The 23,016-nt window shown below is 65.3% G+C and carries 24 protein-coding genes; 15 read left to right on the forward strand and 9 right to left on the reverse strand.

Annotation, left to right across the window (positions count from 1 at the left end; all coding sequences use genetic code 11):
- Positions 1-424: 424 nt before the first annotated feature.
- The gene (locus ACQHI0_RS23380; protein WP_427903969.1) at positions 425-1,105 is read right to left on the reverse strand and encodes a hypothetical protein; all 681 of its coding nucleotides are present in this window, start codon (positions 1,103-1,105) and stop codon (positions 425-427) included.
- A gap of 348 nt (positions 1,106-1,453) precedes the next feature.
- Here ACQHI0_RS23380 and ACQHI0_RS23385 point away from each other — a divergent pair, with 348 nt between their 5' ends.
- The 9 genes from ACQHI0_RS23385 to ACQHI0_RS23425 all read left to right on the forward strand — a co-directional run bounded on the left by ACQHI0_RS23385 (position 1,454) and on the right by ACQHI0_RS23425 (position 8,302).
- On the forward strand, positions 1,454-1,936 hold the full coding sequence (locus tag ACQHI0_RS23385; RefSeq protein ID WP_427903970.1) for a hypothetical protein: 483 nt from the start codon (positions 1,454-1,456) through the stop codon (positions 1,934-1,936).
- On the forward strand, positions 1,933-2,706 hold the full coding sequence (locus ACQHI0_RS23390) for an ESX secretion-associated protein EspG (RefSeq protein WP_427903971.1): 774 nt from the start codon (positions 1,933-1,935) through the stop codon (positions 2,704-2,706). The genes ACQHI0_RS23385 and ACQHI0_RS23390 overlap by 4 nt, the downstream gene beginning before the upstream one ends.
- Positions 2,706-3,092, forward strand: a complete 387-nt coding sequence (locus tag ACQHI0_RS23395; RefSeq protein WP_427903972.1) for a hypothetical protein — start codon at positions 2,706-2,708, stop codon at positions 3,090-3,092. Before ACQHI0_RS23390 ends, ACQHI0_RS23395 begins: the two co-directional genes overlap by 1 nt.
- A 3-nt stretch (positions 3,093-3,095) precedes the next feature.
- Entirely contained in the window at positions 3,096-3,692 is a 597-nt protein-coding gene (locus ACQHI0_RS23400; protein WP_427903973.1) for a DUF3558 family protein, read from the forward strand.
- 22 nt (positions 3,693-3,714) lie between these two features.
- Positions 3,715-4,053, forward strand: a complete 339-nt coding sequence (locus ACQHI0_RS23405) for a hypothetical protein (protein ID WP_427903974.1) — start codon at positions 3,715-3,717, stop codon at positions 4,051-4,053.
- The gene (locus ACQHI0_RS23410; RefSeq protein ID WP_427903975.1) at positions 4,050-5,345 is read left to right on the forward strand and encodes a hypothetical protein; all 1,296 of its coding nucleotides are present in this window, start codon (positions 4,050-4,052) and stop codon (positions 5,343-5,345) included. The genes ACQHI0_RS23405 and ACQHI0_RS23410 overlap by 4 nt, the downstream gene beginning before the upstream one ends.
- Entirely contained in the window at positions 5,338-5,937 is a 600-nt protein-coding gene (locus ACQHI0_RS23415) for a hypothetical protein (RefSeq protein WP_427903976.1), read from the forward strand. Before ACQHI0_RS23410 ends, ACQHI0_RS23415 begins: the two co-directional genes overlap by 8 nt.
- A 95-nt stretch (positions 5,938-6,032) precedes the next feature.
- Positions 6,033-7,166: an RDD family protein gene (locus tag ACQHI0_RS23420; protein WP_427903977.1), complete on the forward strand. Its 1,134-nt coding sequence runs from the start codon at positions 6,033-6,035 to the stop codon at positions 7,164-7,166.
- 134 nt (positions 7,167-7,300) lie between these two features.
- Entirely contained in the window at positions 7,301-8,302 is a 1,002-nt protein-coding gene (locus ACQHI0_RS23425) for an LLM class F420-dependent oxidoreductase (RefSeq protein WP_427903978.1), read from the forward strand.
- A gap of 9 nt (positions 8,303-8,311) precedes the next feature.
- Here ACQHI0_RS23425 and ACQHI0_RS23430 read toward each other — a convergent pair whose 3' ends face one another.
- Together ACQHI0_RS23430 and ACQHI0_RS23435 are read right to left on the reverse strand one after the other, a co-directional pair.
- Entirely contained in the window at positions 8,312-9,610 is a 1,299-nt protein-coding gene (locus ACQHI0_RS23430) for a hypothetical protein (RefSeq protein ID WP_427903979.1), read from the reverse strand.
- Positions 9,610-9,822, reverse strand: a complete 213-nt coding sequence (locus ACQHI0_RS23435; protein ID WP_266293049.1) for a hypothetical protein — start codon at positions 9,820-9,822, stop codon at positions 9,610-9,612. The genes ACQHI0_RS23430 and ACQHI0_RS23435 overlap by 1 nt, the downstream gene beginning before the upstream one ends.
- 211 nt (positions 9,823-10,033) lie before the next feature.
- On the opposite strand from ACQHI0_RS23435, the gene ACQHI0_RS23440 reads away from it, so the two are divergent.
- Complete coding sequence (locus tag ACQHI0_RS23440; protein WP_427903980.1) at positions 10,034-10,258, forward strand: hypothetical protein; 225 nt, start codon at positions 10,034-10,036, stop codon at positions 10,256-10,258.
- Positions 10,259-10,327: 69 nt separating this feature from the next.
- Here ACQHI0_RS23440 and glyA read toward each other — a convergent pair whose 3' ends face one another.
- Positions 10,328-11,623: a serine hydroxymethyltransferase gene (gene glyA, locus ACQHI0_RS23445; RefSeq protein ID WP_427903981.1), complete on the reverse strand. Its 1,296-nt coding sequence runs from the start codon at positions 11,621-11,623 to the stop codon at positions 10,328-10,330.
- A 292-nt stretch (positions 11,624-11,915) separates the two neighbouring features.
- On the opposite strand from glyA, the gene ACQHI0_RS23450 reads away from it, so the two are divergent.
- On the forward strand, positions 11,916-12,038 hold the full coding sequence (locus tag ACQHI0_RS23450) for a hypothetical protein (RefSeq protein ID WP_427903982.1): 123 nt from the start codon (positions 11,916-11,918) through the stop codon (positions 12,036-12,038).
- Here ACQHI0_RS23450 and ACQHI0_RS23455 read toward each other — a convergent pair.
- Positions 12,028-13,239 (reverse strand): DUF885 domain-containing protein, encoded by a 1,212-nt coding sequence (locus ACQHI0_RS23455; RefSeq protein ID WP_427903983.1) that lies wholly within the window; start codon positions 13,237-13,239, stop codon positions 12,028-12,030. The genes ACQHI0_RS23450 and ACQHI0_RS23455 overlap by 11 nt on opposite strands.
- A 199-nt stretch (positions 13,240-13,438) precedes the next feature.
- Here ACQHI0_RS23455 and coaA point away from each other — a divergent pair, with 199 nt between their 5' ends.
- A complete protein-coding gene (gene coaA / locus ACQHI0_RS23460) occupies positions 13,439-14,371 on the forward strand; it encodes a type I pantothenate kinase (RefSeq protein WP_266293057.1) in 933 nt (310 codons plus the stop codon).
- A gap of 26 nt (positions 14,372-14,397) precedes the next feature.
- Here coaA and ACQHI0_RS23465 read toward each other — a convergent pair whose 3' ends face one another.
- The 3 genes from ACQHI0_RS23465 to ACQHI0_RS23475 all read right to left on the reverse strand — a co-directional run bounded on the left by ACQHI0_RS23465 (position 14,398) and on the right by ACQHI0_RS23475 (position 17,003).
- Complete coding sequence (locus ACQHI0_RS23465) at positions 14,398-15,504, reverse strand: hypothetical protein (protein ID WP_427903984.1); 1,107 nt, start codon at positions 15,502-15,504, stop codon at positions 14,398-14,400.
- A gap of 123 nt (positions 15,505-15,627) precedes the next feature.
- Positions 15,628-16,194: a hypothetical protein gene (locus tag ACQHI0_RS23470; RefSeq protein WP_427903985.1), complete on the reverse strand. Its 567-nt coding sequence runs from the start codon at positions 16,192-16,194 to the stop codon at positions 15,628-15,630.
- Positions 16,195-16,223: 29 nt separating this feature from the next.
- The gene (locus ACQHI0_RS23475; protein WP_427903986.1) at positions 16,224-17,003 is read right to left on the reverse strand and encodes an isoprenyl transferase; all 780 of its coding nucleotides are present in this window, start codon (positions 17,001-17,003) and stop codon (positions 16,224-16,226) included.
- A gap of 235 nt (positions 17,004-17,238) precedes the next feature.
- Here ACQHI0_RS23475 and trhA point away from each other — a divergent pair, with 235 nt between their 5' ends.
- A complete protein-coding gene (trhA, locus tag ACQHI0_RS23480) occupies positions 17,239-17,904 on the forward strand; it encodes a PAQR family membrane homeostasis protein TrhA (protein ID WP_427903987.1) in 666 nt (221 codons plus the stop codon).
- Positions 17,905-18,019: 115 nt separating this feature from the next.
- Positions 18,020-19,501 carry an adenylate/guanylate cyclase domain-containing protein gene (locus tag ACQHI0_RS23485; protein ID WP_427903988.1) on the forward strand — a complete coding sequence of 494 codons (1,482 nt, stop codon included), beginning with the start codon at positions 18,020-18,022 and terminating at the stop codon, positions 19,499-19,501.
- Between the two features lie 18 nt (positions 19,502-19,519).
- On the opposite strand, the gene ACQHI0_RS23490 is transcribed toward ACQHI0_RS23485, so the two are convergent.
- Positions 19,520-21,571, reverse strand: coding sequence for a thioredoxin domain-containing protein (locus ACQHI0_RS23490; protein WP_427903989.1), 2,052 nt, complete (start codon positions 21,569-21,571; stop codon positions 19,520-19,522).
- 264 nt (positions 21,572-21,835) lie between these two features.
- Here ACQHI0_RS23490 and ACQHI0_RS23495 point away from each other — a divergent pair, with 264 nt between their 5' ends.
- Positions 21,836-23,014: an MFS transporter gene (locus tag ACQHI0_RS23495; RefSeq protein ID WP_427903990.1), complete on the forward strand. Its 1,179-nt coding sequence runs from the start codon at positions 21,836-21,838 to the stop codon at positions 23,012-23,014.
- The last annotated feature ends 2 nt before the right edge of the window (positions 23,015-23,016 follow it).

Raw genomic sequence — 23,016 nt, forward strand, 5'->3', positions numbered from 1 at the left:
GTGGCACAGGTGGCATGAACATCGCCACCATCACCACCCTGCGCGACACCTGGAAGACCGTCGAAACCGAACTCACCAGGATCGCGACCACCCACCAGACCAGCGCCAACGCCCTGCTGGGATTCGGCGAGTGGGCCGGTGCCAGCGGTGATGCCGTGCGGGCGGGGATCAGCGCGCTCAACAATTCGGTTCTGCAGATGGCGCAGGTGTGCGAGGCCATGAAGAACCGGCTCGACATCGTTGGCCCCGCCGCGGAGGCGGTCCGCGCGGCAGTACCTCCGCCGACCGCCCAGCTGACCGTACTCAACCCCGACGACACCCACACCTCGCTCATCCCCGGCCTGATCAACCCCGCGACCGCGACGATCGACCGGCAAGCCCAGCGCCAAGCGGAGCTGGACGCGCAGGCGACGATGAACCGCATCTATACCCCGACGATCCCACCGACGGGCTCCTTTTTTTTTTTTTTTTTTTTTTTTTTTTTTTTTTTTTTTTTTTTTTTTTTTTTTTTTTTTTTTTTTTTTTTTTTTTTTTTTTTTTTTTTTTTTTTTTTTTTTTTTTTTTTTTTTTTTTTTTTTTTTTTTTTTTTTTTTTTTTTTTTTTTTTTTTTTTTTTTTTTTTTTTTTTTTTTTTTTTTTTTTTTTTTTTTTTTTTTTTTTTTTTTTTTTTTTTTTTTTTTTTTTTTTTTTTTTTTTTTTTTTTTTTTTTTTTTTTTTTTTTTTTTTTTTTTTTTTTTTTTTTTTTTTTTTTTTTTTTTTTTTTTTTTTTTTTTTTTTTTTTTTTTTTTTTTTTTTTTTTTTTTTTTTTTTTTTTTTTTTTTTTTTTTTTTTTTTTTTTTTTTTTTTTTTTTTTTTTTTTTTTTTTTTTTTTTTTTTTTTTTTTTTTTTTTTTTTTTTTTTTTTTTTTTTTTTTTTTTTTTTTTTTTTTTTTTTTTTTTTTTTTTTTTTTTTTTTTTGGTGTGCCGTCCTACTCGGTGGTTCCCGCCGGAGCGAATTCGGGTGGCGATCCGACCAGTTCCGGTGGTGGCTCGCCGTCCACCGGGTCGCCGAACGCGGGTTCCCCCACCGCAGGAAGTCCGACCGCCGAAACGCCGACACAGCCGCAATCACCGACGACAGAAGAACCGACTACGCCGTCGTCGACCAGCCCGACCGACGAGTCGGCGTCCTCGGACAGCCCAAGCAGCACAGCATCGCCGACCGATCCCGGCAGCACCTCTCCGGCGGGCACGACTCCGGCATCGACCGCCCCGGCAGGCCTCACGCCGACCGGTACCGGTTCGCCGCTCAGTGGCGGATCAGCGGGATCACCGCTCGGCAACACAGGTTCGCCCGGTGGTCTCGGTTCCCCGAGCCCAGGTCAGGCGATGCCAGGCGTACTCCAATCGCCCAGTGCCGGTGGCACACTCGCATCGGGAAGCGCTGCTGGACCGCGTGTCGGTGCCGGAACAGGCATGGGCATGATGCCCGGCGCCGGCGCTGGGGCGGGCCGCAAGTCCGAGGGTGACGACGAGCATCGGTCCCCGGACTACCTGCGCGGCATTCAGCCCGAGTTACTGGTGACCACTCCCGCGCTTACAGGCGCGATCGGCGAATATCCGGCAGGCGACCTGGGCGACGATTCGGTCGGTGCGCCGGACTCGGCAGGCCACACCGACCCATCTCGGACCATCCCGGCACCGGTGCCGTCCATTCTCGACACACATTTCGAATCACCCTCTACCACAACGGCATCGGTTGCCAACCGTCCAACTGGCCGTCCGGTCGAGGCCGAAACAGTGGACACCACAACAGCATCCGCGTCCGCCCGGTCAGCGATCGAGCTGACCACACCGACACTGCCACCCGAAATCGCAGCCTTGCTCGCCGAACACGGCACGCAGGAACCGCCACAAACCCCAGCGCCCGCCGCAGAAAGCGAGCGCACCAGTCGATGACGCATCCCCCGACCTGGACCCTGACCGGTGACGAATTCACCTGGGTGTGGCGCCAAGAGACTCGTTTCGACGAATACGACCACCCCGACCCGATCGCGGTCCGCACCACACCGACCACCGAACCGGAAGCCGATCGACTACGAACAATCCTGCGCGAACGGTTCCCCCGAGGTGGAGACCGCGGCCTCTCCGCGGTATTCGCCATCCTGGCCAACGCCGACACGCGGGTAGCCGCCGTCGGCACGGTCGACGACAGCGAAATCCGCTGCCACGGCGCCGCCCTCGATGGCCTTGGTGTCATTGTTGCCCAACGCCTCTCGCCCACCGAACGCAATGGCCCCGTCCGCCTCGCCCTGGTCTCCCGAGCAACTGTGCCCACGCACCTCACCGCGATCCTGCCCACCGCCGAACCCGGCGCAGCGGGCCCGATGGTCGCCTACACACCCCGCGTGCGCGGCGAGGAACAAGCCTCCAGCTGGACCCGAGACGCCGCCGGCCGCCTCCCCGCCGACGAACGCATCCGCAGACTGATGCACCTGCGCCGCAGCGCCGAAGGCTATTTCGTCATCAACCGCACCCCCGGCTCCCACCGCCCCACCCAATACCTGAGCTGGATCGACATCCCCCCAGGCCAATTCGCCAGCGGCCGCTACCTCATCGAGGTCAACGACAACGACACCACCGTCACCCCCGCCTCCCCCGCGATCGTTGCCCGCGAGATCAGCAAACGCGGCTACTTCCACACCACGCCGAAACGACAGGACGACTGATGACCATCGACATCAACTATGGCCAAGCCCAGATCTCCGCGTTCACCCAATCCGCGCGGGCCGGCGAGTTCGCTTTCGATGAGGCTGCTGCGATGTCAGCTGTTTCGTTGTACGACAGGATGATTCAAGACCTGTACGCGCTCCGCGATGACTTCGACAATGCCCAGAATGTCAGCGGTTTCGGCGGATTTCCATCAGCACAACAGTTGCAGCAAGGGTTCGCGACAAAGGCGACCGACGGCATAAACGTGCTTGTGCAATTGATCGACGCAGCGATGCAGATGCAAGAGGGTCTTCTCTGCGCCGCGAACAAGGTAACAGAGGCCGACGACCTCAGCAGACGACGTATCGCGGCTTTGGAACGCGAAGTCGGCGGGCAGGCATAGCGGATGCGAGGACTGGTCACGACGCTCATTGCCGGCGCGCTAGCACTCACCGCGTGCTCATCGACAACGACGCCAGAACAAGCTCCGGCTTCCACGAACACCGCCCCGAGCGTTGCGATAGCCGCACCGGTAGCACCCGCGCCCACACAACCACCGAGTAAACGTCAATCAGTCGAGTACGACCCCTGCGCCCGAATCGATGACGCCGTCCCCACCTCGTTGGGCTTCGCCCCATCGACCAGGAAACGAGTCGATTTCGTCTTCGACGACTACGCGTTCATCGGTTGTGAGTTCCGGCGCTTGGACAACGTTCGCGGCCAGCAATTGGAGGTCGGCACGTTGGGCATCTCATCAACAAACGTGACGCTCGACGAAATGCGTGCCCGCAACTACGAAGATGCTCGACCGACCAGTGTGAACAGCGCAGAAGCCCTGTTCCACAGGACCCGCGCGGCCGAATCCTGTTACATCGCGATGCCGGGCCCCGACGCAACAGTCGAAGTACGAGTATCCAGCATCTACGCCCTCACCGACTGGGTCGGATGCGACCACATCGACGAAGCCGCCCGCACCGTCGAAGCCGCTCTACCAACGAAGTAGCAGACAGAGAAGGGGAGGGAACATGGCAGGGATCTTCAAGGCCGACATCGACCTACTCAACCAAACCGTCCAATCACTACGCGGTTCGGAACAGGTACTCACCGACGCCATGAAGGCCATGTCGAAGGACGGCAACGCCGACATCGGCACCACTACGCTCAACGAGTCCGCCGACAACTTCCAGCGCCGGTGGGAATACGGGATCGAACGAATCTGCGAGTCCGCTACCGTCACCGCAGACGGTGTAGCGAAATGCAGCACCGCATACCAGGAACTCGACAACACGATGGCCGTGGTCCTCGGCTCAGCCGGTGACCAACTCGACGCATCATCACCCGTGCCGACGGTGACCGGAAAATGACAGCTAACCCGTACCCGAACCTCGGCTTCGACCCCGCTCCAGGCGACGCGGCCCAAGTCGCCGCCCTCGGCATCAAGGTCAAAGCTGCCGCCGACGCGGTCACCGAGACCAACACCCTGCTCAACCGCCTCCGCGACAACAACGACGACGTCTGGAAAGGCGATGCGGGCCAAGCATTTCGCGACAATTATGACGCGACCCTCTCGCAAGACCTCGGTCGCGCCCAGTCTGCTCTTCAGCAGGCAACCGACCTGATCACCACCTGGAACGCGGACCTCATCGGCTTTCAAGATGCAGCCAAAGGCTTGGAGACCGAAGCCGCCGCCGCCCGCGCCGACCACTCCCGAGCCGTCGCCGCACTCCAACAGGCCAAGGCCGACCCGGATCTCGGCCTCGCTAACCAAACCTTCACTGACTCCGGGCAATTGGCTGCTGCACAAGCCCGCCTCGACGCGGCTGGAACCAAGCTGAGTTCTGCGGTGACGACGGTCAACAACTGCCAGAGCGCCATCGACGCGATCATCGCCCGCGCGACCAGCCTGCAGACCAACCACACCGCGAAGGCCAAAGCCATCGCCACCGAACTCGACGCCGCCGCCAACTTCTCGCCGAGCGAGCCGGACAAGAGCATCTGGGACTCGATCGCGGATTGGTTCAAAGACAACCAGGAGGCCATCCACGACACGTTGGCGGCGACATCCGCGATCACCGGGCTGCTGGCGCTGGTCACACCACCGCCTGTCAGCATTGTCTTCGGCGCTGTCGCGCTGGCCAGCGGTCTCGGCGCACTGGGAATGAACGCGCTGAACCCCGAGGTCCGGGATGCGCTCGGCGACGTCGCGGACCTCGACTTCAACAAGGAAGCTCTCACCACGCTGGGCACAACCGTCGGTACCGACACCCTGTCCGTTCTGCCCGGCGTAGGTGGGGTCATCAAAGGGTCCAAAGTGTTCTTCGCAGAGGCTGACACCGCAGTCGCCGCCGCGAATGCCGTGACCGACTCCGCTTCCTCTGCGTCGAAGTTCAGTCAGGTCATGACTGCCTTCGGCGACGGCGCGCAGAGCCCCGGCATCGCGACCAAGATATTGGATGGGGTGGGGTCGAAGATTCCCTCTGGTTCCTTTGGCGTTCAGACCGCGGGTATGTTCCAGGACTTCAGCCAGGCGAGCACGCACGCGGCCAGCGCGGGCACAACTGTCGGCGGCGTCGAACTACTGTCGAGAGCAGCCAAGGCCGGTTACGGGATGACCGTGGCTGGCGACCTGATCGGCGGGTGGTACGGCAATGACTGATCAGCCGATCAGCGTCGCGATTCCCGACGGCTACAACGCGATCCCGCTGCATGACGTAGTCACCCACAGCGACGTCACCCACGCGATAGGTGCGGGCGCGCGGACCGACCGTGTGTCCTTTCTGTCCGCGATCACGACACTGGTGGAATCCTTGGTCGTGAACGGCACCAGGTATTGCGGGATCGGCGCTCACCTCCTCCCCGACGGCAATCCGTTGTACTCCTGCCTGACCGTCACAGTGGTCGATACTGTCGGCGGCCCACGGAATCCACGCCTGGTGTTGTCGGACCTCGTTCGATCCAGAAGCGCCGACGGCACTCTCGGGTTGTCCGCACTGGTCGAAACCGACACCCACCCGGTACTGTTCACCGAGAAAGTAGGCTCAGCGTTACCGAATCAGTCCCCGGGAAGCCAGGCTCCCGCCGTGTACCAACTCCAAGCCGTTGTTCCTTCGCAGGACGGGAATTCACTCGTCGCGATCGAATTCTCCACGCCGGATTCTGAACGCGGAACTGCCTGTCGCAAAATGATTTCCGATATGGCACGATCGGTGAAATTCGGTCCGCAGGTGACATCGAGCTTGAACCTGTGATGCTACCGAGAGCGTGGCGCACCCCGAGAACCCTGTGGACGCTGACGTGGACCACGTTGCGATCGCTGGCGGTTCTAGCCTGTGGGGTTGCCTGTGTGCCCGCCTGGTATCAGTCGGCCGGTCTGTCCGATTCGACTTACGCTGCGGCACAGAATGATTCCGGTGACGGTGCATCGGTATTCTTCTTCTTTGCCTTCTTTCCACTCACCATTGCCGGGATTGTCATGGTGCGCACGTCTATTCGTCGCTGGTGGGCGGCGCGGCATCGCTGGCAGGAATGGCGTATCGAAACTCATCGTCCACAAATCCAGGAATGGGTTCACCTGATCAATGATCAGGGAACCATTACCGCCACCTTCGTGTTACGGAAGTGGACGTCTCGCACTTTCGAGCGCGAAGATCAGATCGTCTGGTTCGCCGGCCACCCGAACAAGGCCGGCCTGATCGCGAAGCCCGGGGGCGCGCGGACCCGACTCGCCTACCGATCGCTCTTCTACGTAGCCCCTCCGTTCGGCAGTGCGATCACGCCGCGCACTGCGGAGCCAGCCATGCTGTCCAAGCCCCGGCCGAGCACGGCGCCAAGCGAATTCGCCCTCGAACAGAACGGCGATCACACAACCATGCGACCGCCGAGGGGACATCCGAAGGGTCCTCTGCACGGTGGACTCGACGACGACCGATTCCCCTCCCCACGCAAACTTCGGCGAACGCTCGCCTACCTGCTCGACATCGTCGCCCACGTGGCGATCGGCCTCGGGATGTATTTTGTCAGCTCGCCGGACACTCAATTCGCGGTGATGCACCAGGAATGGACTACGCTGCAAATCAATTGGGTCGCGGTGATCGGTTTCTCGCTGCTCGCCTCGTTCATCGACCGCGTGGTTCTCCAGGCGATGACACACACGACCATCGGAAAGGCCGTGTTCGGCCTGGTGATCATCGACCGCGACACCGGCCGCTATCCACGTTTTCGGTGGTTGCTTGCCTCCTGGCTGGTCAGCGGCCTCCTGGCGATTCAGCTTCCGTTCGCACTCATCGAACTCGGCGGCATCGGCCCGGAACGCCCCGAACGGTACATGCTCCCCGCGGTCCGCCGTCGCGATGTGCGGCCTGGCGAGAATCCGCCCACCGCCACAACCACGAACCCCTCGGGTCCCGAATCTGAGCAATCGAACGCCGCGAGGGTGCGACATGCCGTCGGGGATGGCATCATCGGCCCTTCGACATAACGCAACGACAGACACCGCGGGCCAGGCGTTCGTAGCCCGCCCCGTCGATGCGATAGCTGCATGCGCGCGCAATCTCGGCTGGTAATTCTCGACCTCTTGACTTGGAGTGCACTCCAAGCTCTAACGTCGATGACATGAGCATTCGACTCGGTTATCAGATGCCCAACTTCAGCAACACGTCCTCGGTGCGCGAGCTGTTTCCCGCGGTGATCGCGCAGGCCAGGGAGGCGGAGGGGGCGGGGTTCGATGCGGCTTTCGTGATGGATCACTTCTACCAGTTGCCGTTGATCGGTGAGCCCGAGGAGCCGATGCTCGAGGCTTACTCGGCGCTCTCGGGTCTGGCTACCGCGACCGAGCGAATTCAGTTGTCGGCCTTGGTCACCGGCAATACGTATCGGAACCCGGCGCTGCTCGCCAAGACTGTCACCACGCTCGATGTGGTGAGTGGTGGTCGAGCGGTGCTCGGGATCGGGGCGGGGTGGTTCGAGCTGGAGCACCAGCAGTACGGGTTCGAATTCGGCACGTTCACCGAACGATTCGAGCGGCTCGACGAGGCGTTGCAGATCATCACGCCGATGCTGCGCGGGCAGCGCTCCACCCTCGACGGCAAGTGGTACCACACCGAGAACGCGATGAACGAGCCTCGCATCCGCGACGACCTGCCGATTCTGCTCGGCGGTGGCGGCGAGAAGAAGACCTTCGGCATGGCAGCCCGCTTCGCCGATCACCTCAACATCATCTGCAACGCCTCCGAACTCCCCCGCAAACTCGATGCACTGCACCAGCGTTGCGCCGAAGCGGGTCGCGACCCCGCCACCCTCGAAACCAGCTTCCTCGCGCTGACCATCGTCGACGAAGACGGCGACCGCGCCCGGAAGACCCAGTCCGACATGCTGTCCCGTCTCGGCGTCGACCTGTCGACCATGACCGAAGCCGAACGCCGGGCCAGCGTCGCCGACCGGCAGTTCGTCGGCACCCCGGACGAGGTCGCCGAACAGATCCAAGCCCGTGTCCTCGACTACGGCATCGACGGCGTCATCGTCAACCTGATCGCCAACGGTCACGAACCCGGCGTCATCGACCAGGTCGGGCGCACCTTGCGCCCGCTCGTGCAGCGCCGGCCACACCGGCTCTGAGGCCTCAGCTCACCAGGACGCGAAGTGGTCTTCTCCTCGTTGGCGGATCTGCCTGCGGCGGCGGAAGAAGACTTCTTCGGCGGTGACGGTGGTGAGGGCGTCGGTGATGCGGCTCAGGCGCGTGTCGTAGCGGTTTTCGTGGATGTGGCGTTCGATGCCCGCTTGCGATTCGGGCGGCAGGTGCGACCAGATCGTGGCGACGCGGGACTGGGCGGCCGGTTCGGATTCGGCGAGGAGTTGCAGGAGGGCGGGCCAGTAGGTGGCGTCGGTGGCGTGCGCGGGGAGGGCGGCGACCGAGGTTTCGTCGAGTTCGGCGAGAGTGGCGGCGATGTGACGGCGGGCCGGTTCGCTCAGGCGAGCGGAGAGGGCGAACAGGCCGCGCCACGGGTCGGCTTCGTCCTTGCCGTCCAGCGAGCGCACCAGGGCGCCGAGCACGTCGGTGTCGGCGAATTGCGGGTTGGTCGAAAGTGCCCACAGGGCAACGGGATCGAGTCGGCCGATGACGGTGAGCAGAGCGGGCGACGCGTTGCGGTTGACGGCCGTGAGCAGGAATCGGCCCACCTCGTGCACGGTCCCGCGACCGAAGAAGATGTCACCGAGAGTGCCCGCGATGTCGGGGGCGACCTTGCAGAACAACGCGAGCATCGCGTGATGCAGGGCGGGCGGTCCGGCCAGGACCGTCTGGAGCATGCCCGGCACCCGCTGGCGCGGGCCCGCCAGCAATTGCCGGACGATCCGGCTCAGGGTGTGCGCCGGATAGGCGTAGGCGGCGGTGAAGACCAGGCCCGCGTCGTCGAGGACGGTCTGTTCCAATGCCGCGATCAGCGGTTCGTCCACCACCGAGAGGAATCGCGCCGCCGTCACGTAGTCGCGCCTGCGCAGTAGCTCGTTGATGATGCGGGTGATCGGCTCCGGCTTGCCGTATCGCATCAGCTGCTCGAAGACATTCGGGTCGAGGAACGGTGCGCCGTCGGCCGCGTAGACGGCATCGACCGCGCACAGCGCCTGCGCGCACTTCACGGGATGCTTGACCCCGACCGCCCCGAGAAATCTGGCCGCGAGCACGGGCGGCACCACCCGCTCGAACAGCGCGACCCCGAGCCCGACCGGAAAGATCGGCACGACCGGCGCGATCCGCCGGAACGTGTCGGCGTGTTCGGCGTGCAACGCGCGCAGAATCTGCTGCTGCATCGCCGAAAGGTGCACGGCACCGAGGCGAGCCAGTGGCGCGAGATGCTGCGGCGGCACCTGCAGCGTGCGCGCGAGCACCACGAGTTGTGTCTGAGCTTCCAGCTCGGTCTCGATCATCAGCTGCCGAAGATGATCTTGCGAGTAACCTTGCGCAACGGCCCCGGCATCGCGGTGAGCGCGGCATCGATGGCCCGGCGCAGCGCCCGCACCTCATTGGCCCGCGCGGCCCGGAACAGTTCGATCACCTCCTTGGCCTCGGCCTCGGACAGCAACTCGAACGCATGCACCTCCCCGCCGACCTCGCGCGCAAGCTCACGTCGATATCCCATACGGACTGACCATGCCGTATTTCAGTAGCCCCGTATACCATTCCCGCGAACTTTGTGTGTTCCGACAATCGCACTCCACGTCCCCTGTCGTCGCGCCACGCTGACCGGGACGGGACCGCCGCGCCCCGATGATCGGGGTCTTATCCGCCGCGTTCCGCGCTGTTAGCGTTCACACCGATGTGGTCGGGGACCGCCGTTCAGTGAGGATCAGATGAAACGCACCATCGCCGCCGTAGCTTTCACCGCCGCGGTACTCGCTCCTGCCCATTTCGCCACCGCGACAACAGCTTCCGCTGCTCTCAGCGTGGCGACCCCGATCGACGGCCCCGTCCTCGGGTCCACCGACGAAGGGTGCAACGCCGCGGGTTGCAGTTCGCCGTTGGCGGAGTTGCTGCTGATCACGCTGCCAGAACTGCTGTCCGGCAGCGGCTCCTAGCGAAATGGCGAATCGCCCTGGCTGACCGAGTTGCCGGTCGACCAGGGCGATTCGCGAGTCCGAACAGCCTCAGCCGAGCAGGCGCCAGTCCTCGAGACCCTGATAGAGCGGGACGCTCTGGGCCAGCCGGGACACCCGGCCGCGCAGGGTTTCGGTGTCCGAAGTGCCCGCGAGGGTAGCGGCGATGATGTCGGCAACCTCGGTGAATTCGGTGTCGCCGAAGCCGCGGGTGGCCAGGGCGGCGGTGCCGATGCGCAGGCCCGAGGTGACCATCGGGGGGCGCGGGTCGAACGGGACGGCGTTGCGGTTGACGGTGATGCCGACCTCGTGGAGGAGGTCTTCGCCCTGCTGGCCGTCGATCTCGGAATTGCGCAGGTCGACCAGGACCAGGTGCACGTCGGTGCCGCCGGTGAGGACCGAGATGCCCTTGTCCTTCACGTCGGCGCCGGTGAGACGCTCGGCGAGGATGCGCGAACCCGAGAGGGTGCGCACCTGACGGTCGGCGAACTCCTCGGTGGCGGCGATCTTGAACGCGGCGGCCTTGGCGGCGATCACGTGCATGAGCGGGCCGCCCTGCTGGCCGGGGAAGACCGCGGAGTTGAGCTTCTTGGCGAACTCCTGCTTGGCCAGGATCAGGCCGGAGCGGGGGCCGCCGAGGGTCTTGTGCACGGTGGAGGAGACGACGTCGGCGTAGGGCACGGGCGAGGGGTGCAGCCCGGCGGCGACCAGGCCGGCGAAGTGCGCCATGTCGACCCACAGGTAGGCACCGACCTCGTCGGCGATCTCGCGGAAGCGCGCGAAGTCCTGGTGGCGCGGGTAGGCCGACCAGCCCGCGACGATCACCTTCGGCTTGGCCTTCAGTGCGATGTCGCGCACCTCGTCCATGTCGATGCGGTGGTCTTCCTTCGACACACCATAGGAGTGCACGTCGTAGAGCTTGCCCGAGAAGTTCAGGCGCATGCCGTGGGTGAGGTGACCGCCGTGCGCGAGGTCGAGGCCGAGCAGGGTCTCGCCCGGGTTCATCAGCGCCATCAGCACCGCGGCGTTGGCCTGCGCGCCGGAATGCGGCTGCACATTGGCGAATTCGGCGCCGAACAGCTCCTTGGCACGGTCGCGAGCCAGTGTCTCCACCACGTCGACGGCCTCGCAGCCACCGTAGTAGCGGCGGCCCGGGTAACCCTCGGCGTACTTGTTCGTGAGGACGGAGCCCTGCGCCTGCAGGACCGCGCGCGGCACGAAGTTCTCCGAGGCGATCATCTCGAGGGTGTCGCGTTCGCGGGCGAGCTCGCCCGCCATCGCGGCGGCCAACTCGGGATCGAGCTCACCGAGAGACTGGGTATTCACCGAAGCGGTCGTCTGCGTCACGCCGTCGAGTCTATTGCCGACCGTGTACGCGCCGAGCACGGGGATACCGCAACACCGCCGAGGCCGCCACCGGAGAGACCAGGGTCACAGCGTGTCTGACCAGGTTCGATAGCCGTCGAACAGCCGGACTCGGCGTAACGACCCGTCCGGCGGTGACCGATGACACAGGTATGAACTTCGCACCCGTTGGCCCGTTCGAGGCGTTCCTGATGGCGATCCAGCAGCTGATCTGCACCATGTCCGGCGGCCAGAACTGCGTCATCTACACCTAGACCCGACCGAAGGACCTGCCATGAACGCACTGCCCGTGACCCCGGCCATCGCACCGTCCAACCCGATCGAGGCACTGCTGCTGCAGATCAACTACTTGCTCTGCTCGCTGTTCAACCCCGGCGGCTGCGTCGTCATCCAGTAACCACACTCATCCGCCGGATCGCCCCCGGCGTGAGCGGTTCGTCGAGCAGGCGCCCGAACCGCTCCACCCGATCCTGCGGGCCTGCCGCACCGTCGAGCCAGCCGCCGAGTAGCCGGTAACCCTCGACATAGGTGCTGATGTAGGCCCGCCACAGCGGCGAGGACAGAAAACGCAACGACTGCCGGGCCCGCTCCGGCGTCGCCAGAATCCACCGCTGCAGAAACAGCGCCACCTCGTCTTCGCTGCGATGCTGATCGTGCAGCAGCAGCGCCGCGTCCTGACGCACATTCAGCAGTTTCGCCGACGCGATCGAGAAGCGTTCGGCCCGCTCACCGTCGAAACGAAGCCCCAGATCGGCGTAGATCTCCTGCGCCCACACACCCCAGCCCGGTCCGACGATCGACTGCAGGGCCAGGTCGGCGAGGCCCTCGGCCATCAGGCACTGCGGGGTGTTGACCAGGAACAGCGTCTGCTCGTCCTCGCCCGCCGCGACCAGCCCGGCTTCCTTGCGGCAGTGCTCGGTGTGATGGCCGGGGTAGGCCTCGTGCGCGATCAGCGCGGGCAGGTTGCCCATGTGCTGTTTGAGGTCGGAGTTGATCGCGACCGTCGAGGCGAAATTGCCGAGGTAGTAGTTGAAGCCGGACCACGGCTTGTCGCCGACGACCTCGTAGGTGACGTGCTCGTGATCGGGCAGCGGGTACCGGTCGCGCACCCGCTCGCGCAGCGCACTCGAGAACGCTTCGACGCAGAGGGCGAGCTTGTCCGGCGGGATCTCGTCACCGCGGCGGAAGGCGGCGGCACGCTCGGCCAGCGGTCCGTCGCCGCCGAGCACCTCGTCCATCTGCCGGTGCGCTTCGCGGTAGTCGTCGGGGTCGCCGGGCGCGATGTCGACATCGAAGTAGGCGCGGACCTCGTCGACGAAACCGATCTCCTCGCCGGCGAACTTGCGCGCCGAGCACTCCATCGCCACCAGGTGGGCATCGAGGAATTCGGTGCGCTGAGCCGAGAGCCCGGCATCGGGCAGTGCGGCGCGCAGGTCGACAGCGCGCCGGGCCAGCTCGGCGGGCTCCGGCACGGGCGCGTTCTCGACATCGCGACGCAGCTGCGGATCGCCGGTGTAGGCGTCGACGAACCCTTCCTCGAGCCGATCGAAAGCCAGTCCGAGCCGCAGGTATTCAGTGACAAGTGGATGTGACCCCATCTTTGCGACATTACGGGGTCGATCAGAAAACCGCGCCTTACCTCGGCATTGTTGCTAGTTACCTACCGGTAGCCAAACCCCCTGTTGCGCGCGGTCGGCGAGCACGGAGCACAATCTCGCTATGCGGTCAGAGTTATCCCGGATCTCACCAGACGGGCAGCCAAGCTGTGCGGATGCGCCCGGACGGAGGGTCGGGTAGGTGGCACGGATGAGTGAACCGAGCCCCTATGTGGAGTTCGATCGAAGCCAGTGGCGCACCCTGCGCAAGTCGACTCCGCTGGTACTGACCGAGGACGAACTGACCGGCCTGCGCGGTCTCGGCGAGCAGATCGACCTCGAGGAGGTCGCCGAGGTCTACCTACCGCTGGCCAGGTTGATTCATCTGCAGGTCGCGGCGCGACAGCGATTGTTCGCCGCCACGGCCACCTTCCTCGGGGAGAAACATCCCGACAAGCAGGTGCCGTTCGTGATCGGTGTCGCGGGCAGTGTCGCGGTCGGCAAGTCGACCACCGCGCGCGTGCTACAGGCGCTGCTGGCGCGCTGGGATCACCATCCGCGGGTCGATCTCGTGACGACCGACGGATTCCTTTATCCCACCGCCGAACTCACCCGTCGCGGGATCATGCACCGGAAGGGTTTTCCCGAGAGTTACGACCGGCGCAAGCTGTTACGGTTCGTCACCGAGGTGAAGTCGGGCGCCGAAGAGGTGTGCGCGCCGGTGTATTCGCACAAGTCCTACGACATCGTGCCCGACGAGAAGCACTGTGTTCGTCAGCCCGACATTCTCATCGTCGAGGGACTGAATGTGCTGCAGACCGGTCCGCGACTGATGGTGTCGGACCTGTTCGACTTCTCCATCTATGTCGACGCCCGCATCGAGGATATCGAAAACTGGTATGTGCAGCGCTTTCTCGCGTTGCGCAAGACCGGCTTCGCCGACCCCGACGCGCACTTCCACCACTACGCGGCGTTCAGCGACGAGCAGGCCACCGCGGCCGCGCGCGATATCTGGCATTCCACGAACCGGCCCAACCTGGTGGAGAACATCCTGCCGACGCGTCCGCGCGCAACCCTGGTGCTGCGCAAGGACTCCGACCACACGATCAACAGGTTGCGGCTGCGCAAGCTCTGAGCTACTCGCGCGGCAGCGAATTCGCGTCAGCCGGCCGTCGGCGCACCCAGCGAGACGACCCGCTGCGCGAGTTCCGCACGGGCGTCGCCCTTCTGCACTACCAGCACCCCGTGCGGTGTGCCGCGCGCGTCGGTGGGCTCACCGGCGACCACCTGGATCGACTCCTGTTCCCGCGGGAGCATGTCGACCACCGGGTACTCCCCGATCGGCGCCCACCCCTGCGCGGCCGACTGCAGCCGGTCGACCATGCTCGGCGCGCCGGCGAGGTCGGCCCATTTGCGGGTGGCGATGGTGATCGAGCCGTCGGCGCTCCACCGCGGGTTGTAGACCGCCGAGCACTCGCCCGGCAGCGTCGGCAGCGAGCGGACACCGTTGGTGTTGGCGTCGATGGTCGCCACGTTGCCGCTGCCACAGGTCGCGCTGCGCGCGGTCGCCCCCGCCAGGACGAAGGTGTGCCCGTCGGGTCCGGCGGCGGCCGAGAGTCCGGCGTCGATGCCGGGAACGCGGCCGAGCGGCAGGATGGCGTCGGCGCCGATGGCGTAGAGGTGGCTTTTCTCCCACCACAGGCCGCGCGATTCGACCCTGGCCAGCAGCACGAATTCGTCGGTGGCCGCGACCAGCTTCGCGCCGTCCCACGCGCCACCCGTCAGCGGGCTCGGCGAATCCGGGAGGACGATCTCGCGTTCGGCCGCGGGCGGCTCGTCACCGGCCAGGTCCATGCTCATGATCTGCCCTGGTTCGCGCCACCAGGCGACCACCGAGCCACGCAACGACACCGCATCGGCGCAGTCACACGGAATGCGCGTCACCGAACGGTCCCGGACACCCAGCGCGACGAGGGTCTTGCTGCTGGTCTCCACGGCGAACGCGTACTGCCCGTCCCTGGTGAACGTGACCGGTGCCGACGAATAGCCGAAACTGCCCGGCGCACGGACGGTTTCGGTGCCACGCACCACCGCCAGCTCGGCATCGGTGCGGTAGGCGAACACGGAGCCCGTCGCGGCTTCTTCCTCCGCCGGTGTCAGTCGCGGCAGCGCGGGCTGATCGACTTCACCGCACCCCGCGACGGCCAGCACCGTACCGAGCACCGCGATCCGCGCACGCCACCCGCTCGCCTTCGTCGCAACTCTCACAGCTCACACCCCTGCCTGCCTGCAATTGTGTCGTCGGGCCGGTCCCGCGCAGAGCCTAACGGACGCAGTCGGCGCAGCCGCCCGAAAACGCGCGCGGCCGCCGGCGAAGGTGGGCGTACTCGGCTACAACTTCCAGGCCGCGTCGAGCCTGGTCGCCACGTCGATATTGCGGACCGCCGCGATCTCGGGCTTGCGGATCTCCAGCGCGACATACCGGGCGACGAACCGCCGGATCTCGTGGTCGACACTGGCCAGCACCCGCAGCAACTCCCCGCGCTTGGAGCTGCTGGCGACATTGACCCGCACATCGCCTGGACGTGGCTCGGCGATATCGATGACCACCCGCAACGGATCGGCGGTACGCGCGGTGAGGTGCAGATGCACCGTGCCGTCGACCCGGAAACGCGACCGGTCGACCGCCAGATCGAGGACCAGATCCACATGCAGCGGAATGGTCAGTTCGAACGAGATGAAGGCGTCGATGAAGCGCAGAATCCGCGGCTGCCCCAGCTCCACCTGCGCGGTGACCTTGGCAAGGCGACCCGGCCCCACCCCGATCGGGCCGAAATCGAAAGCAGCTCCGGTGAGTTGGCCGAACGCGTCGGCGATGCGCTGCTCGGAAACGGCGTATTCCAGGAAACGCCTGCCGAATTCCTCATAGCTGATGTAGGAAGGCTGTTCGGGTTCCACTGACCGCAGAGTACGCGACCGTTACGACATCACACGCCGAAACGACGGTGGCGCGCGGCGTAATCCCTTAGCGCACGCAGGAAGTCGACGCGCCGGAACTCCGGCCAGTAGGCCTCGGTGAACCAGATCTCCGAATAGGCGCTCTGCCACAGCAGGAAACCCGAAAGCCGCTGCTCACCAGAGGTTCTGATCACCAGATCCGGGTCGGGCTGGCCGGAGGTGTAGAGGTGCTTACCGATCGCGTCGACCGTAATCGACTGCACCAGATCCTCACCCGACTCGCCCGAGGCGATCTCCTGGCGCACCAGCGAGCGCACCGCGTCGGTGATCTCCTGGCGTCCGCCGTACCCCACCGCGACATTCACGTGCACGCCGTCGCGCCCGCTCGTGCGCTCGGCGGCCACCCGAAGACGCTTGGCGATCAGCTCGGGGAAACCCTCGAGCGACCCGACGATCCGCACGCTCCAGTTCTGCTCCGGCGCGGACAGTTCCTCGACGACATCGGTGATGACCTCGAACAGCGTCTCCAGCTCTTCGGGATCGCGGCGCAGGTTCTCGGTGGAGAGCAGATAGACGGTGACCATCTCGATGCCCTGATCCGAACACCAGCCGACGAGCTCGGCGATCTTCAGCGCGCCGACGCGATGACCGTGGCTCACATCGGTGAACCCGTTCTCGCGCGCCCAGCGGCGATTGCCGTCGCACATGACGGCGACGTGGCGAGGGTGCTGCTTGTCCGCCAGCTGCTGCGACAGCCTGGCTTCGTAGATGCGGTACGGCAATCCACGCACCCGACCAAGAAACTCCACGCTCGCACACTACTCCCCCGCCTCTCCGCGTATTTTTGGCCAGACTCAGGCGCGGGGCGGGTTGGCGACGCGGCAAGCTTTCGCGGCGGGGTGGGTTAGCCCGTGCCCGGTGAGTTACCCATGTTCGTGCGAGATCAGTGGGTGTGGTTGTGGGCACGTTTGTGGTGTTGAGGTGGGGATTGCCGTACGGTTTGAGCTAACTTACGGTACCGTAGGTTTCGTCTTGGGAGGTTTCGTGGAGACGGTTCTGACTGAGGTCGCCGCGGTGATCAAGCCGCGCTTTCGCGGCTGGATTCATACCTGGGCGGTAGGGGTTGCCGCTGTCGCGGTGACCGTGCTCGTGGTGTTCGGGTTTCTCACGTCGTTGACCGCGGGGTGGTCGACGCTGCTCTATGGGGTCTCGGTGTGTGCACTGTTCGGGGTGAGCGCGGTGTATCACCGGGTTACCTGGGCGAGTGTGCGGACTCGGGTACGGATGAAGCGGGCCGATCATTCGATGATCTTTCTGTTCATCGCGGGCAGTTACACGCCGTTCGCGCTGCTCGGGTTGCCTGGGCGGACCGGGCAGGTCTTGCTGATCGTGGTGTGGGCGGGGGCCATTGCCGGGGTCGCGTTGAAGTTGTTGTGGCCCACCGCGCCCGCGTGGGTGGGGGTGCCGCTGTATCTGTTGCTGGGGTGGGCGATCGTGCCCGTGATTCCCGAGCTGTTGCGCAATGTGGGCGTCGCGCCGCTGGTGCTCCTCGCGGTGGGCGGGGTGATCTACAGCGTGGGGGCCGTGCTGTACGCCACCAAGTGGCCGAACCCCTGGCCAGACTTCGGGCATCACGAGTTCTTCCACGCCATGACGGTCGTGGCTGCGCTGTGTCACTACATCGCGATCTGGCTGGTCGTGCTCGGCTGAACGGCGCGTGCGCGCGGCGTGGACCCGCGCGCCTTCTATGCTCGACAGTTGTGTCACCCGTCAGCGCAGCTCGTGATGCCCGGGCGTCCTCGGGCGCCGGGTTCGGACGTGCGTGGTGAACCGGCTGGTCCGGTGGGCGCTGCAGTCCTATTGGGGACTCGCGCTGGTGGTCATCACCGCCAATATGGTCGGCGTCGCGGCCGTCTTCCTGATCAGCTGGGCGGGCGGGGTGTCGAGGCGAGTCGGCGCCGATTGGCATGAAGCAGCGCCGCTGATCCTGATCTATCCGGCTTTCGCCTTGCTCGTCGGCGTCGGAATCGCGCTCTACGATCGGCGCCGGTATATGCGCTGGCTCGACGAGAACCGCAAACCGACGCCGGAGGAAGCCCGGGTCCTGATCCGGCTGCCCGCCGCGATCACCGTGCGCGGGATCATCCTGTGGACACCGGGCGTCATCCTGACCGCGTTCCTCGTCGACCGCTTCACCGAATATCACAACCTCACCGTGCTGCTGGCCGGATTCACCCTCGGCGGACTGGAGGCCGCCGGCGCGATCTATCTGATCCTGGACCGGCTGATCCGGCCTGCCGTGCCTATCATCGCCGCCGTGCTCGGGCCTATCGTGCACCCCAGCTCGACCGTGCTGGTGCGTCTACTCGTGACCTGGGCGGTATCCGGAGCACTGCCGGGGCTGATCATCATCGTGGTCCTCAGCGACCGAACCACGCCGGCCTCCGACCGGGTGCGCGCGGCCTGGCTGTTCTCGATCGTCGCGCTCGCTGTCGGCGCTCTCGCCACCGCGCTGCTCGCTCGCTCGGTGGCCACGCCGATGCGCACGATGTACCGGGCGCTGGACCGGATCACCCGCGGTGAACTCGATGTGCGGGTGCCGGTCGGCAGCGCGAGCGAGATCGGGCGGCTCGAACACTCCGTCAACGAACTCGCCGCCACCCTGCGCGACCAGCTGCACACCGAGGACGTCTTCGGCAGGCACGTCGGCTCCACGGTCGCCGAGCGCGCACTGTCGGGCAGCACCGACCTCACCGGCGATGTGCGCATGGTCTCCGCTCTGTTCGTCGATGTCACCGGCTCGGTGCAGCTCTCGGCGGAGATGGCGCCGGAGGACTTCGTGCACAAGCTCAACCGCCTGCTCGCCACGGTCGTCGCGGCCACCGAGGACAACGGCGGCCTGGTGAACAAATTCGCGGGCGACGCCGCCCTGTGCATCTTCGGCGCCCCATCGGCCCTGCAGGACAACGCCACCCCGGCCCTGCGCGCCGCCCGCCGTATCCGCGACGAGGTGGTGGCCACCGGCGAACTCGATGTCGGCATCGGTGTGGCTCGTGGCCAGGTCTTCGCCGGCGACGTCGGCGCCGACACCCGCCTCGAGTTCACGGTCATCGGCGACGCGGTGAACGAAGCCGCCCGGCTCACCGCGGTAGCGAAGGAAGCCCCGCGGCGGGTGCTGGTGAGCGATGCGATCTGGCAGGCCGCTACCCCGGCCGAGCGAGCCAAGTGGAAGCGCTACAAGGACTTACGGCTGCGCGGCATCCCCGGCCGAACCCGAACCTGGACAGACATCTCGCCGGGCAAGTGAGGCGAACGCCGGGGCTACCTACCGCCTGAGCGAGGCCGTCAGGGCGACGGGATCGGTGACCGGGAGATCGCAGACCGATCCTCGGCAGACGTAGGCCGCGGGAGCTCCGTCGACGAGGGGGCGATCGGCGAGGAGGGGGGCGGTGTTCGGCGGCGCCGCGAGGATGATCGAGCCGCCAGGGGCGTAGGCGCGGGCGGCAGCGAGGAGTTCCATTGCGGTGGAGGACTTTTCGGTGGCGGCGATCGCGACCTGGTAGGGGCCACGGACCGAGGCTTCGGCGACGGAGAGCCAGTTGCCCGCGGTGCGGGGCGCGCGAGCCAGCAGGATCGCGCCGCGGGTGAGGGTGTGGTCGGCGAGTTCGCGGTAGCGGACGGCACGGTCGGGGTCGGCGACTGCCGAGGCGGTGAGGAGGGCCTCGGCCAGGGCGGAGGCGCCGGCCGGGGTGGCGCCGTCGACGGGGTCGCGCGGGCGGGCGACCAGAGTTTCGGCGTCGTCGGCGGTGTCGAACCAGCTGCCGGCCCGGTCGGGGTCGGCGAAGTGGTCGATCGTGTTGTCCAGCAACAACTGCGCGGCGGCGAGCCAGTCCGGTTCGCCGGTGGCCTGGTAGAGGGCGAGCAGGCCGGTGACGAACCAGGCGTAGTCCTCGAGGACGCCGGGCGGGGACCCCGCGACACCGTCGAGGGAGGCGCGCCGCAGCCTGCCGTCGACCAGATGGACGTCGAGCAGATAGCGGGCGCAGCGCACCGCGGCGGCGATCCACGACGGTTCTTCCAGTGCCGCACCGGATTCCGCGAGCGCGGTGATGGCCATGCCGTTCCAGGCGGTGACCACCTTGTCGTCACGGGCGGGCTGTGGGCGTTTCGTGCGGGCCTCGAACAGCTGGGCACGCAGTCGATCGAAGCGCGACGACTGCTCGACGTCGACGGGGTCGCTGTGCCGGGTGAGCACCGAGGTGCCCTGTTCGAAATTGCCCGCGGTGGTGACGCCGAAAGCATCGGCGGCCCACATGCCATCGAGCGGGCCGAGTTCGCCGATCAGCTCGGCGGGCGTCCATACGTAGGTAGCGCCCTCGACACCGGGACCGCCCGGTTCGAGGTGGGTGTCGGCATCGAGTGCCGAGGCGAAACCACCCTCGGCTGTCCCGAGATCACCGAGCAGGAATTCGACCGTCTCGCGAGTCACCCTGTGCGGCAACGACTCCAGCGGAGTCTCCGGAGCCCGGCGGGCCAGGTGGGCGTAGGCGCGCAGCAGCACGGCATTGTCGTAGAGCATCTTCTCGAAGTGCGGTACGAGCCACCCCGCGTCGACCGAGTAGCGCGCGAAACCACCGCGCAACTGGTCATAGATCCCACCCCGCGCCATCGCCTCGGCCGTGCGCTCGACCAGGTCGAACACCGCCTGGTCGCCGGTGCGCTCCCAGTGCCGCAGCAGTCCCTCCAGCAGCGCGGACGGCGGAAACTTCGGCGCCCCACCGAATCCGCCGTGCGTGGCGTCTTCATCAGCGGCGATCGCCAGCACAGCCTGGTCGAGAAGCTCAGGGACAACAGTGAATTCGGCGTCGGGCAGCCCCGAGGCCTGCTCCTGCAGTGCCTCGGTCACCTGACGCGCGGCCTTGTCCACGTCGTCGCGTCGGTTGACCCAGGTCTCGGTCACCGCGCTGAGCAGCTGCGTGAACGACGGCATGCCGGACCGCGGGGCCTTCGGGTAGTAGGTGCCGCAGTAGAACGGCGCACCGTCGGGCGTGAGGAAGCACGTCATCGGCCAACCACCCTGCCCGGTCATGGCCACGGTGGCGTTCATGTACACCGCGTCCAGATCTGGACGCTCCTCCCGATCGACCTTCACGCACACGAAGTCGGCGTTCATCTGCGCGGCGGTCGCGAGGTCCTCGAAGGACTCGTGGGCCATCACATGGCACCAGTGGCAACTCGCGTACCCGATCGACAGCAGGATCGGCACATTCCGCTCGGCGGCCTCGGCTAGCGCGTCGGCATCCCACTCCCGCCAGTGGACGGGGTTGTCGGCGTGTTGACGCAGATAGGGCGAGGTCGCACCGGCCAATCGGTTCACAGTTCCACCCTGCCACACCTGCCGCGCGCAGACCCGCGGCCCCGGTGTGTGACGCCCGTTGCGTTCGATCCGACGCCAGTGCCAATTCCTCGGCCCCCGGCGCGCGGCGCCGCCGGTTCGCCGCGAATCCATGCTCGAACACCGTCTTTGCGGCTGAAATCACCACGATCACAACGGTGTTCGGCCGCTTCCCCGGTCCGTATATCTAAGTAGCCGGATCAAGCGTCCGCGCGATTCGCTCGGCCATAGGGGAGTGCATTGTTTGTGCAAGCGGAAACCGGCGAGACTCCGGCTTCCGCGGCAACACGCCGAGCAGTTGTCGCAACGGCATGTGTCGCGGTCGCGGTCGCGCAAATGGCGACCACCATCTATCTGCCGAGCATGCCCGCGCTCGGTCCCGATATCGGTGCCAGTGACAGCGTTCTGCAGTTGTCGGTGGCCGTGTTCGTGGTGTTCGCCGCGCTTCCGGTGGTCGCGTGGGGCAGGGCGGCGCAGCGGTTCGGGCGGGTGCCCGCCTTCGTCGCGGCCGGGCTGTTGTTCGTCCTGGCCAGCGCGGGCTTGGCGCTGATCACCAACGCGCCGGAACTGCTCGGCTTGCGCGTCGTCCAGGCCATCGGTGCGGGCGGTATCGCGGTCGTCGGCCGGATGATGATCAAGGACCTGTTCACCGGCGCGGAGCTCGCGCGCCAACTCGCGCTGTTGTCGATGGCGTTCGTCGTCGCGCTCGGCGGCGGTCAGGTGATCGGCGGCATCGTCACCTCGACGGTCGGGTGGCGGTACGGATTCGTCGTGCTCGCGGTGCTCGCCGCGGTGCCGGTGGCCTTCGCCCTGCGCATCGCGCTCCCCCGGCGCGAATCCGGTCCGAAGGACAAAGGCACAGCCAGGCGCCTTTTCACCGACCGGGTCTTCGTCGTCAGCGCGGTCGCGGGCGGTATCGGATTCGCCGTCATCGTGATGATCCAGCAGAAGTCCGCGTTCATCTTCACCGACCGATTCGCGCTCTCGCCCTGGGTGTTCGGGCTGTTCGGCGTCCTCTACGGTGCGGCCTATCTCGGCGGCGCGACCTACGTGCGCCGGCGCGTGCGGCAGGTGGGCGCGCGCGCCATGATGCGCCAGGGCGCCTGGATCATGTTCGCGGGCTGCGCGCTCATCACCGTCGTGTGGGCCGCCGAGCTGCCACGGGCGATCGCGTTGCCGGTCTTCCTCGCCGGGTATGTCACGACGACCTTCGGCCAGGCGACGCTGTTCCCCAACAGCGCCGCGCACGCCGTCAGTCACCTGGCCACCGGGGCCGCCATCGCCGTCTCGTGGTGCGCACTCGTCCAGCAGGGCCTCGCGGGCATCGCCTCGCTGGCAGGCCCCACCTTATCCGGGCTTCTGGCCTGGTCCATCGCCATCACTGTGCTCGCCGCTGTAAACGTGCTCGTCGTTGCAAAGGAATGAAC

This window comes from Nocardia sp. FBN12 (assembly GCF_050320175.1).
Classification (GTDB): Bacteria; Actinomycetota; Actinomycetes; order Mycobacteriales; family Mycobacteriaceae; genus Nocardia.